Genomic DNA, 12,009 nt, shown 5'->3' on the forward strand with positions numbered 1-12,009 from the left:
CCTATTCGAGCGCGATGAGCTCGGTGGGATCATAATCTACGCCCATAAAGGTAAGGCCGCACGCCGGCGCCGTGGGACCCGCAGCAGTACGATCGCAAGCGTCAATCACCTCGCGCATCCACTCGGGATCGCGGCGATGCATGCCGATCTCGACGAGCGTTCCCACGATGGTGCGCACCATCGAATGCAAAAACGCATTGCCCTCGATGGTAAACGTGAGGATATCCTCGCCAAAGGCGACCTCGTGGCCAAACTCGGCACGCATCACGCAACGATGCGTTGGCTTGCCCACGGCGGAAGCGACCTTACAAAAGCTCTTAAAGTCCTGTTCGCCCAAAAGCGCTGGGCAGGCGGCTGCCATCGCATCCACGTCCAAAGGATAACGATGCCACCATACCGCACCACGCGATAGCACCGGACGCGCATCGCGATCGGCAATGCGGTAGGTATAGGTCCGAGAACGTGCGTCAAAACGCGCAGAAAAGCCCTTACGGGCCTTGTAGACCTCATTAACGGCGATATCTTTGGGCAGCAGCGCATCCATAGCTCGCAGCCACCTGCGGCGCGTTAAAGCGAGCTCAGCGTCCGTAACGGGCACGCTGATGTATTGGGCCACCGCATGCACCCCTGCATCGGTGCGCCCGGCACACGTCAAATCGACTGAGCGGCGCAAGAGCGTCTCTATGGCAAGACGCAGCTCTCCGGCAACCGTCGTCTGCCCCGGTTGCTCGGCAAATCCGCTATAGGACGAGCCGTCATAGGCAACACGAAACACCAACGTGGCATCGAGCTCTGGAGTCAAATTGAAATCAGACGGCGCGGTCATGGGCGCTCCCAACAAACAAACAACGGTATCGCGACAAAAAAAGAGGGGTACGCGAACGTACCCCTCGAATATAGCCTATGCAGACGAATTGTCTACTCAGCGGTCTCCTCGGCAGCGGTCTCCTCGACAGCCTCGACCTTCTTGGGAGCAGCGGCCTTCTTGGGGGCCGGAGCAGCCTTCTTGGCCTTGGGCGTGCAAGGCTCGGTGACGAGCTCCATGATAACGATGGGAGCGTTGTCGCCCTTACGGTTACCGAGCTTCATGATGCGGGTGTAACCGCCGTTGCGATCCTGCCACATGCCCTGAGCAGCCTTGTCGAAGATCTCGGCAACGAGCTGCTTATCGCCGAGCTTGGCGATAGCCAGACGACGAGAGTGCAGGTCGCCCTTCTTGGCCCAGGTGATGATCGGCTCGACAACCGAACGCAGCGCCTTAGCGCGGGTCTCGGTGGTCTTGATGCGGTCGTTCTCGAAGAGGGCCTTGGCCAGGCTCTTCTTCATGGCCTTGGTGTGGCTCGCATCGGTGCCGAGCTTCAGGCCCTTCTTAACGTTGTGACGCATGGTCTAGTTTCTCCTCAAATATGCGAAGCATTAAGCCTTCAGGCTCAGGCCCATGGACTCAAGCTTGTCCTTCACTTCCTCGATCGACTTAACACCGAAGTTGCGGATGTTCAGAAGATCGTTCTCCGAGAACTCAACGAGCTGACGGACCGAGTGAATGCTGGCACGCTTAAGGCAGTTGTAGGAACGGACAGAAAGGTCCAGATCCTCGATCTGCTTGTCCAGCTCGGCGTTGTCGTTGGTGACCTCGGGAGCGAAGATCGAAACCTCCTCCTCGACCTCGGGGGTCTCGGCAAGGTTCATAAAGGCAGCCATATGCTGGTTGATGATATTGGCAGCCTGGACCACGGCGTCGCGCGGGGCGATGGAGCCGTTGGTCTCGATCTCGAGGACAAGGCGGTCGTAGTCGGTGTGCTGACCGACACGGCAAGCCTCAACGAGCTTGGCGCAACGGGATACCGGCGAGTACAGCGAGTCGACGTGGATCACACCGATGGGATCGTTGTCGCGCTTGTTGGCCTCGCCAGAGACATAGCCGCGGCCATAGCCGATGCGCATGCTCATGGTGAGATGGCCACCCTCGGTGAGCGTAGCGATGTGCTGCTCGGGGTTGACCAACTCAAACTCGGACGGAATAAAGAAGTCCGCACCGGTGACCTCGCAGGGGCCGTCAACCGAGATGGTGGCGGTCGCCTCGTCGGTCGTGCCGAGAGCCCTGAAGACAAGACCCTTGACATTCAGGACGATGTCAGTGACATCCTCGACCATGTTAGGGATGGTCATGAACTCGTGCTGCGCACCATCGATCTGAATAGCCTCGACGGCGGCACCCTCGAGCGAGGACAGAAGAACGCGACGCAGGGAGTTGCCCAGCGTATCACCGTAACCGCGCTCGAGCGGCTCGACGGAGACACGAGCAGACGTCTCGTTGATCTCTTCGACCTGAACCTGAGGCCTAATGAATTCTGACATGTATTACCTCCAGCCTCAGCAGCCCGGATGGACTACTTAGAGTAGAGCTCGACGATGAGCTGCTCGTTGATATCACCGCTGATCTGCTCACGCGTCGGCAGAGCGAGCACGTTACCAGACAGCTTCTCGATATCGACCTCAAGCCAGCCAGGGACCTCAAAGCGCTCGGAGGAAATCAGAGCCTCCTTGATGGGGAGGAGGTCACGGAACTTCTCGCCGACAGCGACGACGTCGCCGGCCTTGACGCGGTAGGACGGGATGTCCACGCGCTTGCCGTTCACGGTGAAGTGACCGTGGCGGACGGACTGACGAGCCTCTTTACGGGTGCGAGCGAAGCCAAGACGGAAAACAACGTTGTCGAGGCGAGACTCAAGGATGATCATGAGGTTCTCACCGGTGACGCCGTTCATCTTACGGGCCTTGTTGAAGTAGCCGTGGAACTGCTTCTCCAGAACGCCATAGATGAACTTGACCTTCTGCTTCTCGCGCAGCTGCATGCCGTACTCAGATTCCTTGCGACGGCGCTTGGGCTGACGGATAGATTCCTTCTTGCTGCTGTAACCGAGCTCAGCGGGATCGATCCCGAGCTGACGGCAGCGCTTAAGAACAGGAGTCCTGTCGATTGCCATATTGATACGATCCTTTCAGTTACACGCGGCGACGCTTCTTGGGGCGGCAGCCGTTGTGCGGGATGGGGGTCTTGTCCTGAATGCTCGAGACCTCGAGGCCAGCAGCCTGGAGGGAGCGGATGGCGGTCTCACGACCGGAGCCGGGGCCCTTGACGAAGACGGAAACCTTCTTCATACCGTGCTCCATGGCCTGCTTGGCAGCAGCCTCGGCAGCCATCTGGGCAGCGAACGGCGTGGACTTACGGGAGCCCTTGAAGCCCACCTGGCCAGCCGACTTCCAGGAAATGACGTTGCCCTGGGGATCGGTGATCGAAACGATCGTGTTATTGAACGTAGAACGGATGTGAGCCTGGCCCACGGAAATGTTCTTACGGTCCGCGCGCTTCAGACGGGCAGCGCGAACGTTCTTCTTAGCAGTAGCCATCTATCTAGCGCTCCTTATTTCTTCTTCTTAGCACCGATCTGACGCTTCGGGCCCTTGCGGGTGCGAGCGTTAGTGTGGGTGCGCTGGCCGCGGACCGGGAGGCCCTTGCGGTGACGAAGGCCGCGGTTGCAGCCGATGTCCATAAGGCGCTTGACGTTCTGGTTGCGCTCACGGCGGAGGTCGCCCTCAACCATGATCTGGTTCTTGTCGATATACTCGCGGATGGCGTTAACCTCATCCTCGGTGAGGTCCTTAACGCGCGTATCCACGTTAACGTTGCACTCGACGCAAATCTTCGTCGCAGTGGTGCGGCCGATGCCGTAAATGTAGGTCAGACCGATCTCAACGCGCTTCTCACGCGGGAGGTCGACACCATTAATACGGGCCAACGTAGTCTCCTCTCTTAACCCTGACGCTGCTTATGACGGGGGTTCTCGCAAATGACGAGGACCTTGCCATGGCGCCTAATGATTTTGCACTTATCGCACATCTTCTTGACCGAAGGACGTACCTTCATCGTTCTTCCTTTCGGTAGCGCTCAAACTACTTCCCTACTATCTACTCGCCCAGCCGCAGGCGTTTAAAACTATGGCTGGTCTTCACACACAATCCGACCGTAGGTTGAGCTAAGCCTGCAGTCGGAAATAGAGTGCGTGTATGCGTGCCGCTATTTGTAGCGATAGGTGATGCGGCCGCGGGTCAGGTCGTACGGGGAAAGCTCCACGACAACCCTGTCACCGGGGAGAATACGGATGTAATTCATTCGAATCTTGCCAGAAATGTTGCACAGAACCGAATGACCGTTCTCGAGCTCGACCTTAAACATGGCGTTAGGCAACGGTTCCTTTACCGTACCCTCGAGCTCAATTGCGTCTTCCTTCTTCACAAGCAATCATCTTTCTCTAGAAAACGACAGCGATTGAGTATTCTACAACACGTATGCACGCATCGTAATAACTTCGTAATGGCTCCACAACTACGTGGAACTTGTTACATTTGAAATGTAAAACAAAGCCGTTCCCTGATGCCCAAGATCGCCTTGAAATGAGAAGGCATAGACCTTGGGGTCATGCCTTCGAAATTGAAAGGCGAGGTTGGGCATCAGGGGGCGGCGACTTTTACATTTCTCCGCCTTGGAGCGAACACCAGGATCCTTGCGCATCGGTGGTGAGAATCACCGGACCGTCATTGGTGATGGCGACGGTGTTCTCGTAGTGCGCGGCAGGCAGGTGGTCGTTGGTGGTGACGATCCAACCGTCGGAGCCCGTGCTCACATGGTTGGAACCCATCGTTACCATCGGCTCGATGGCAATGACCATGCCGGCCTGGAGGCGAACGCCCCTCCCCTTCTTTCCATAGTTAGGAACGTTGGGATCCTCGTGCATCACGCGGCCAATGCCATGGCCCACATAGTCACGAAGCACGCCATAACCGTGAGACTCGGCGAGAGACTGGACGGCATGGCCAACATCCCCGATATGGTTACCGGGAACAGCCTGCTCAATGGCAGCCTTAAGGCAATCGCGCGTAACCTCGCACAGGGCCTTGGCCTCGGGCGTAGGGGTGCCGACGAAAAACGTCCATGCGTTATCGCCAACCCAGCCGTCGACAACGGCTCCCGTATCGATGGAGATGATATCGCCATCGCGCAGGATCATATCGGGGTTGGGAATACCGTGGACCACGGCATCGTTGATCGATGCGCAAATGGTCCCCGGGAACCCGCCGTAACCCTTAAAGGCCGGGGTACCGCCATGCATGCGGATAATCTGCTCCGCGAGCTGATCGAGCTCAAAAGTCGAAACGCCGGGGCGCACCATGGCTCCAACGTGGCGGAGCGCCATCTTAGATAGCGCTCCTGCCTTCTTCATCTGCTCGATTTGCGTTGCAGACTTAATCTTAATCATAGACCGAGGGCCTCTTTGACATCCCCGTATACGGTCTCGCGAGCCTGGTCACCGTTGACCGACTTGAGCAGACCCTGGCCACGATAGTAATCGACAAGCGGGCTCGTGGACTTCTCGTAGACGTCGAGACGGTTCTTGATGGTCTCGGGCTTATCGTCGTCGCGCTGATACATCTCGCCGCCGCATTTGGGGCAGGTAACATCGGCAGCAGTGCCGGTGTAACCGCAGGCGCGGCAGGTGCGACGCGAAGACAGACGATCGATGATGACCTCGGGGGCAACGTCGACCAGAAGGGCGCAGTCGATCTCGCGACCCATGGTGGAGAGCTCGGAATCGAGCGTCACAGCCTGGGCGGTGTTGCGCGGGAAGCCGTCGAGGATGAAGCCCTGCTGGGCGTCATCGGCGGCAAGGCGCTCCTTGACAAGGTCGATCACGAGCTGGTCGGGAACGAGCTCGCCAGCGTCCATGTACTTCTTAGCCTGAATACCAAGCTCGGTGCCACCCTTGACGGCAGCACGCAGCAGGTCGCCCGTGGAGATGTGGGCGACGCCAAACTCGGCGACGAGCTCCTGTGCAACGGTGCCCTTACCGGCACCCGGAGCTCCGAGCAATACGAGGTTCATGAGCAATCCTCCTCTAGCCTATTTAAAGAATCCATCGTAATCATACATCTTGATCTGGCCTTCGAGCTTGTCGACCGTGTCGAGCACGACGCCGACCATGATGAGGATGGACGTGCCGCCAAATGCCTGGATCAGCTGATTGCCCGTGAAGGAGAAAATGATCGAAGGCACGATGGCGATGAGCGCCAAAAAGACAGCGCTGGGAAGCGTAATCTTGTTGAGCGCGTTCTTGATGTAGGCCGCGGTAGCCCTACCCGGACGAACGCCCGGAATAAAGCCGCCCTGCTTCTTAAGGTTGTCGGCCGTGTCATCGGGATTGAACACCATGGAGGTGTAGAAGTACGCGAAGAACACGATGAGGACAACGTTAAGCACCCAGTTGAGCCAACCGGTCGAAAGCGCAGAGGCAACTGCCTGAATCCAGCCGATGCCGGGGAAGAACACGGCAACCTGAGCCGGGAAGTACAGCAGCGCCGAAGCGAAGATGATCGGCACGACACCCGCGGTGTTGACCTTGATGGGCAGGTAGGTGGTCTGGCCACCCATCATGCGACGGCCCACGACGCGCTTAGCGTAGGAGACCGGAATGCGGCGCTGGCCGCGCTCAAGGAAAACGATCAGCGGGATAACCAGCAGGATGATGGCGCAGATGATCACCATAGTGATGATGCCACCGCCATTGCCCTCGGTGCTGGAGAAGATCGCCTGCGGCAGACCGGCCATGATGTTCGCAAAGATGATCAGCGACATGCCATTGCCGATACCACGCTGGGTAATGAGCTCACCAATCCACATGATCAGCATGGCGCCCGCGGTGAGCGTGCCGACGATCATGAGGTCGAAGATGATCTCGGGAGCGGCGGCGCCATTAAAGCTGATGCCGAAGCTCTTAAAGAGGAAGAGGTAGCCCACGGAGTTGAGGATTGCCAGAGCCAGGGTGAGGTAACGCGAATACTGTGTAATCTTGGTCTGACCGACCTCGCCCTCGCGGGCAAGCTCATGCAGGGAAGGCACAACGGCCTGGAGCATCTGGAGGATGATCGAGCTGGTGATGTAAGGCATGATGCCCAGCGAAAACACCGACACATAGCTCAACGCGCCGCCAGAGAAAAGATTCAGGAGGGCCATAGCACCTGCGGCGACCGAATTGTTATCGGTCGAGAAAAGGCCCAGCATCCCCTGGAAGGGAATGCCGGGCACAGGAACGTGCGCACCAATGCGGTACACGACGAGCATAGCTATGGTAAAAAGAATCTTTTCGCGCAGTTCTTTGATGCGGAAAGCATTCTTAAGACCATTTAGCACGGCAGCTCGACCTTTCCGCCGGCGGCCTCGATCTTGGCCTGCGCAGAAGCGCTGACCTTGTCGACCTTGACCGTGAACTTCTTGGTAAGCTCACCATTGCCGAGCACCTTGACGGGCTCGAACTCGCTCTTGGTGATGCGAGCGGCCTTAAGAGCGGCACCGTCGATCACAGCGCCATCCTCGAACTTACGCTCGAGACGCTCAACGTTAACAGCGGTGTACTCGATACGACGGGGGTTGCGGAAGCCCGGAAGCTTGGGCAGGCGCATAGCCAGCGGAGTCTGGCCACCCTCGAAGCCGGCACCCTTGGTGCCGCCAGAGCGAGAGCCCTGGCCCTTCTGGCCGCGGCCAGAAGTGGTGCCGTGACCCGAAGAATTGCCACGGCCAACGCGCTTGCGGTTCTTGGTGGAACCGGGCGCGGGAGTAAGATCGTGAAGCTGCATTTGCTACTCCTCTACAATCTCGACAAGGTGCTTGACCTTGAAGATCATGCCGCGGACGGACTCGTTGTCAGTAATCTCGCGAACCTCGCGGATCCTGTGGAGACCGAGGGCACGGACAGTACGGACCTGGTCCTGCTTGCAACCGTTGGTGCTGCGGACCTGCTTGATCTTGATGGTGTCAGCCATGCTTAGTTCTCCTTACCGACGAACATCTCGGAGACCGTCAGGCCACGGCGAGCCGCGACGTCCTCAGGGCTGGAGAGCTCCTTGAGGCCCTCGACGGCAGCCTTGATGATGTTGAGGCCGTTGTCGGTACCGAGGGACTTGGACAGGACGTTCTTGATGCCAGCAAGCTCAAAGAGGGGACGCACAGCGCCGCCGGCGATAACGCCGGTACCCTCGACAGCGGGCTTGATGATGATGCGGCCGGCACCAAAGTGGCCGATAACCTCGTGCGGAATGGTGCCCTCTTCGGTCACCGGCACGTGGAACATGTTCTTCTTGGCATCGAGAGACGCCTTGGAGATGGCCATGGGCACCTCAGCGGACTTGCCCATGCCAACGCCGACGTTGCCCTTGCCATCGCCAACGACGACGAGAGCGACGAGGCTCATGCGACGACCGCCCTTGACGGTCTTCGACACGCGGTTGATGTAAACGACGCGCTCCTCGAACTCGGAGGCCTCGCGCTGCTGCTTCTGATTACGAGCCATGTGCTACATACCTCCTAGAACTCGAGACCGGCGGCACGAGCACCGTCGGCGAGGGCCTTGACGCGGCCATGGTAGATACGGCCACCGCGATCGAAGGCGACCTTGGTGATGCCGGCCTCGATGGCACGCTTGCCAACGAGCTGACCGACCTTCTCCGCAGCCTCCTTGTTCGAGGTGTGGGTGCCCTTGAACTCGGCCTCGAGGGTCGAGGCAGAGACGAGCGTCAGGCTGGAGCCCTTGCTGTCGTCGATGATCTGGGCATAGATGTTGGCGTTAGTACGGGTCACGCGAAGACGCGGACGCTCGGCGGTACCCGAGATCTTGCCGCGAACACGACGCTGACGACGCTTGAGGCCTTCCAGCTTCGCCTTATGCTTGTTCATACGTAAACTCCTAAAAAGGTTGATCTTGCCAGCACCTAACGGGGTGCTGGTCTTATGCGAGTGAGTCGGTTACGACTACTTGGCGGCCTTACCCAGCTTGCGGCGGATGTGCTCGCCAACGTAGTGGATACCCTTGCCCTTGTAAGGCTCGGGAGGACGATGGCCGCGGATCTCAGCGGCGATCTGACCGACCTGCTGCTTGTTGATACCCTTGACGTTCACGTGGGTGTTGTCGGGAACCTCGAAGGTGATACCCTCGGGAGCCTCGACGATCACGGGGTGCGAGAAGCCCAGGGAGAACTCGAGGTTCTTGCCCTTCTGCTGCACGCGGTAACCGACGCCGGCGAGCTCGAGCTTCTTCTCGAAGCCCTCGGAAACGCCAACAACCATGTTGTGGATGAGGGCGCGGGTGAGGCCGTGGCGGGCACGGGTCTCACGCTCGTCGTCGGGACGGGAAACGGTGAGGACGTTGTCCTCGATATTGATAGCGAGCTTCTCATAGACATCGAGCTCGAGCTGGCCCTTGGGGCCCTTGACGACAACGTTGTTGCCGTTGACTGCCACTTCGACTCCGGCGGGAATCTGGACAGGCTTATTACCGATACGAGACACGGTGATCTCCTTTCCTTCTACCTACCGAGCGAATTACCAGACGTAAGCGATGATCTCGCCGCCGACGTTGTGCTTGCGAGCATCGCGGTCGGTCATGACGCCATGGCTGGTGGAAATAATGGCGGTACCAAGGCCACCGCGGACGCGGGGCATGTCGGCAACGCCGGTGTACTTACGCAGGCCCGGCTTGGAAATGCGGCGGATGCCGTTGATGACCTTAGCCTTCTTGGGACCATACTTAAGCGTGATGTGCAGAGTCTTCTGGGGAACGGTGTCCTCGACATCGTAGCCCTCGATGTAGCCCTCCTCGTGCAGAACACGAGCGATCTCGACGAGCTTCTTGCTGCTCGGCATGGAGACCGTGGCCTTGTTCACAGAGTTAGCGTTACGAATGCGCGTAAGCATATCTGCGATCGGGTCTGTAAGGTTCATACAGATTCTCCTTCGTTCTTGATGAACACGTGCTCTTGGTTCTTCGCCGCCCTTAACGGCAAAGCCTAACTAGCACGTTTTCCCTGTTCCAAACGGATGCTTGAAACGCTGGTAGTGACTTACCAGCTGGCCTTCTTAACGCCGGGAAGCTCGCCCTTGAGTGCAAGCTCGCGGAAGCAGACACGGCACAGGCCGAACTTGCGGTACACAGAGTGCGGACGGCCGCAGCGCTGGCAGCGCGTGTACTCACGAGTAGAGAACTTCTGCTTGCGATTGCACTTGACGATCATCGATGTCTTAGCCACTTATATCCTCCTCACATAGAGTATTGTTCGCCCCAAGCGCCGCCCCCTTGTGGGAACGGCGCTTATAGGGCAGGTGAACCTATTTCTTGAACGGGAAACCAAAGGCGTCCAGAAGGGCCTTGGCCTCCTCATCGGTGTTGGCGGTGGTCACGAAAGTGATGTCCATACCACGCTGGTGATCGACGGAGTCAAAGTCGATCTCGGGGAAGATGAGCTGCTCGGTGACGCCCATGGAGAAGTTACCACGGCCGTCGAAGCTCTTGGCGGAGATGCCGCGGAAGTCGCGGATACGGGGGATAGCGACGGAGGTCAGACGATCGAAGAACTCCCACATACGGTCGCCACGCAGGGTAACCTTGCAGCCGATCGGCATACCAGCGCGCAGGCGGAAGGTAGCGATGGACTTGCGGGCGCGGGTGATCATCGGCTGCTGGCCGGTGATGGCGCGCAGGTCGCGCACGGCACCGTCGATGGCCTTGGAATCGGTAGCGGCCTCGCCGACACCCATGTTCACGACGATCTTCTCAAACTTGGGGATCATCATGACGTTCTCGTACTGGAACTTGTCCTGAAGCTGCTGCTTGACCTCGTTGTTGTACTTGGCCTTCAGACGCGGCACATACTTCTCTTCTGCCATTATTCACTCCTTCTTGGGGTTTTAAGCACGGGGCGTGGCCACGGTGGGTTGTCCTCGTGCCTCCTGACTGCATCCGCGCCGCTCATGGCATTTCGCGGTTTGGACTCGACGCAGCAGGAGCCGACAAAACAATCGGTACTATACGCGCATTGGGTGCGTATTTCCAGAAAAACATCGTCTGCCTGCACAACTCCACAACTCCCCCGCACAAATGGGTCCCAAAAAGCAGTTGCGGTGAAATAGGGACTGTTTGACAGCTTAACCGGCTTAAACAATCCGTATTTACCGCAACTCATATATGGGGCGTTATTTTTGGCGAGGCAGGACCAGGTTGAGGACGACGGCGACAAGTGCGGCGACGGCAATGGAGGATCCGCCAAAGACGGTGTCGACCCATGCGGGGAATCCAGCGCCGGCAAGCGCGCCGGTCCAATTGGTGACGCTGCCAAAATCGGCCGCGCCCTCCCCGCCTGCCATGGACGCCACGGCAACCGGGCACAGCGACAGGCCAATGACAAAGATGACGGTACCGAGCACCGGAGCTGGGAACAGAAAGCTCACGCGCTTAAACAAAAGACCAAAGAGCACGACGAGCGCGCCGCCGATAACTTGAGCGCCCAGCACGGCCTCAAAACCAAGCTCAAGACCGACCGCTTTAAGTGCCGGCACGAAGGTAAAGCTCGCGCCCATCACGATGGGCAGGCCCGAGCCGACGATGCCTTTTATAGGGAACTGTTGAAGAAAAATGTCGAGCGCCGAGAGGACCAGCGACGCCTGAATGACGGCGGCTTCCTCTTGAGGCGTGAAGCCGCAGACCGACGCGATGATGATAGCGGGCGTAACGATACCCGCGAATGCCGCCAGTACATGCTGCAGTGCATGGGGCAATACCTGCACAAACGAAACTTTTCCCGTACGCTCGAACAGGGCGTCCCCTGCTGCCGACTCTGCCATTTGCGCCTCCCATACCCTAGGCAGCGGCCCTATGCCGCCCAACGGGCGGACATTATAGGGCATATGGCACAGGTAGCATTTTGACCCGCATGCGGCAGAGGGCTGGGGTAGCTAATTTGGGACGTGTCTCTATAGTTTTGTCAACCGCGTGCTTCGCGCCATTTCGGCATGACGCATCCGGGCGCCTGGCGCCCCCGCTCGGTTTCCTCTTCGGTTGATCCCGCCGCCCGCTAGGCCGCGTACGGGACGGCGTCGCGCATGATCGCGTATATGACCTTGAGCCT

Annotated in this window: 20 protein-coding genes; all 20 read right to left on the bottom strand. The window is 58.6% G+C overall.

The window, feature by feature from the left end; genetic code table 11:
* Position 1: 1 nt before the first annotated feature.
* The 20 genes from truA to FYJ40_RS03575 all read right to left on the bottom strand — a co-directional run bounded on the left by truA (position 2) and on the right by FYJ40_RS03575 (position 11,725).
* Positions 2–826: a tRNA pseudouridine(38-40) synthase TruA gene (truA, locus tag FYJ40_RS03480; protein ID WP_154516049.1), complete on the bottom strand. Its 825-nt coding sequence runs from the start codon at positions 824–826 to the stop codon at positions 2–4.
* 92 nt (positions 827–918) lie between these two features.
* Positions 919–1,386: a 50S ribosomal protein L17 gene (gene rplQ / locus FYJ40_RS03485; RefSeq protein ID WP_154516052.1), complete on the bottom strand. Its 468-nt coding sequence runs from the start codon at positions 1,384–1,386 to the stop codon at positions 919–921.
* A 30-nt stretch (positions 1,387–1,416) separates the two neighbouring features.
* The gene (locus tag FYJ40_RS03490; protein WP_154516055.1) at positions 1,417–2,358 is read right to left on the bottom strand and encodes a DNA-directed RNA polymerase subunit alpha; all 942 of its coding nucleotides are present in this window, start codon (positions 2,356–2,358) and stop codon (positions 1,417–1,419) included.
* Between the two features lie 32 nt (positions 2,359–2,390).
* Positions 2,391–2,987, bottom strand: coding sequence for a 30S ribosomal protein S4 (gene rpsD / locus FYJ40_RS03495; RefSeq protein ID WP_006235275.1), 597 nt, complete (start codon positions 2,985–2,987; stop codon positions 2,391–2,393).
* Between the two features lie 19 nt (positions 2,988–3,006).
* Positions 3,007–3,411, bottom strand: a complete 405-nt coding sequence (gene rpsK / locus FYJ40_RS03500) for a 30S ribosomal protein S11 (protein ID WP_006235274.1) — start codon at positions 3,409–3,411, stop codon at positions 3,007–3,009.
* Between the two features lie 14 nt (positions 3,412–3,425).
* Positions 3,426–3,800 carry a 30S ribosomal protein S13 gene (gene rpsM / locus FYJ40_RS03505; RefSeq protein ID WP_154516058.1) on the bottom strand — a complete coding sequence of 125 codons (375 nt, stop codon included), beginning with the start codon at positions 3,798–3,800 and terminating at the stop codon, positions 3,426–3,428.
* A gap of 14 nt (positions 3,801–3,814) precedes the next feature.
* Entirely contained in the window at positions 3,815–3,928 is a 114-nt protein-coding gene (gene rpmJ, locus FYJ40_RS03510; protein WP_006363204.1) for a 50S ribosomal protein L36, read from the bottom strand.
* 150 nt (positions 3,929–4,078) lie between these two features.
* Positions 4,079–4,297, bottom strand: a complete 219-nt coding sequence (infA, locus tag FYJ40_RS03515) for a translation initiation factor IF-1 (RefSeq protein ID WP_035137443.1) — start codon at positions 4,295–4,297, stop codon at positions 4,079–4,081.
* A 232-nt stretch (positions 4,298–4,529) separates the two neighbouring features.
* Positions 4,530–5,318, bottom strand: coding sequence for a type I methionyl aminopeptidase (gene map / locus FYJ40_RS03520; protein WP_154516061.1), 789 nt, complete (start codon positions 5,316–5,318; stop codon positions 4,530–4,532).
* Positions 5,315–5,941, bottom strand: a complete 627-nt coding sequence (locus FYJ40_RS03525; protein WP_154516064.1) for an adenylate kinase — start codon at positions 5,939–5,941, stop codon at positions 5,315–5,317. The genes map and FYJ40_RS03525 overlap by 4 nt, the downstream gene beginning before the upstream one ends.
* An 18-nt stretch (positions 5,942–5,959) precedes the next feature.
* Positions 5,960–7,246: a preprotein translocase subunit SecY gene (gene secY, locus FYJ40_RS03530; RefSeq protein ID WP_370450586.1), complete on the bottom strand. Its 1,287-nt coding sequence runs from the start codon at positions 7,244–7,246 to the stop codon at positions 5,960–5,962.
* Positions 7,240–7,689, bottom strand: a complete 450-nt coding sequence (rplO, locus tag FYJ40_RS03535) for a 50S ribosomal protein L15 (RefSeq protein ID WP_006235267.1) — start codon at positions 7,687–7,689, stop codon at positions 7,240–7,242. Before rplO ends, secY begins: the two co-directional genes overlap by 7 nt.
* 3 nt (positions 7,690–7,692) lie before the next feature.
* Positions 7,693–7,875 carry a 50S ribosomal protein L30 gene (gene rpmD / locus FYJ40_RS03540; protein WP_154516067.1) on the bottom strand — a complete coding sequence of 61 codons (183 nt, stop codon included), beginning with the start codon at positions 7,873–7,875 and terminating at the stop codon, positions 7,693–7,695.
* A 2-nt stretch (positions 7,876–7,877) separates the two neighbouring features.
* The gene (rpsE, locus tag FYJ40_RS03545; protein ID WP_154516070.1) at positions 7,878–8,402 is read right to left on the bottom strand and encodes a 30S ribosomal protein S5; all 525 of its coding nucleotides are present in this window, start codon (positions 8,400–8,402) and stop codon (positions 7,878–7,880) included.
* Positions 8,403–8,416: 14 nt separating this feature from the next.
* Positions 8,417–8,785 carry a 50S ribosomal protein L18 gene (gene rplR / locus FYJ40_RS03550; protein ID WP_118270231.1) on the bottom strand — a complete coding sequence of 123 codons (369 nt, stop codon included), beginning with the start codon at positions 8,783–8,785 and terminating at the stop codon, positions 8,417–8,419.
* A gap of 75 nt (positions 8,786–8,860) precedes the next feature.
* Positions 8,861–9,397 carry a 50S ribosomal protein L6 gene (rplF, locus tag FYJ40_RS03555; protein WP_370450587.1) on the bottom strand — a complete coding sequence of 179 codons (537 nt, stop codon included), beginning with the start codon at positions 9,395–9,397 and terminating at the stop codon, positions 8,861–8,863.
* Between the two features lie 33 nt (positions 9,398–9,430).
* On the bottom strand, positions 9,431–9,829 hold the full coding sequence (rpsH, locus tag FYJ40_RS03560) for a 30S ribosomal protein S8 (RefSeq protein WP_006235262.1): 399 nt from the start codon (positions 9,827–9,829) through the stop codon (positions 9,431–9,433).
* Between the two features lie 119 nt (positions 9,830–9,948).
* Complete coding sequence (locus tag FYJ40_RS03565; RefSeq protein WP_022094280.1) at positions 9,949–10,134, bottom strand: type Z 30S ribosomal protein S14; 186 nt, start codon at positions 10,132–10,134, stop codon at positions 9,949–9,951.
* A gap of 79 nt (positions 10,135–10,213) precedes the next feature.
* Complete coding sequence (gene rplE / locus FYJ40_RS03570) at positions 10,214–10,771, bottom strand: 50S ribosomal protein L5 (RefSeq protein ID WP_154516073.1); 558 nt, start codon at positions 10,769–10,771, stop codon at positions 10,214–10,216.
* Between the two features lie 306 nt (positions 10,772–11,077).
* Positions 11,078–11,725 carry a solute carrier family 23 protein gene (locus tag FYJ40_RS03575; protein WP_195838546.1) on the bottom strand — a complete coding sequence of 216 codons (648 nt, stop codon included), beginning with the start codon at positions 11,723–11,725 and terminating at the stop codon, positions 11,078–11,080.
* Positions 11,726–12,009: the final 284 nt, after the last annotated feature.

Origin of the sequence: Collinsella sp. WCA1-178-WT-3 (M1) (assembly GCF_009696325.1) — a bacterium.
In the GTDB taxonomy this organism is placed as follows: domain Bacteria; phylum Actinomycetota; class Coriobacteriia; order Coriobacteriales; family Coriobacteriaceae; genus Collinsella.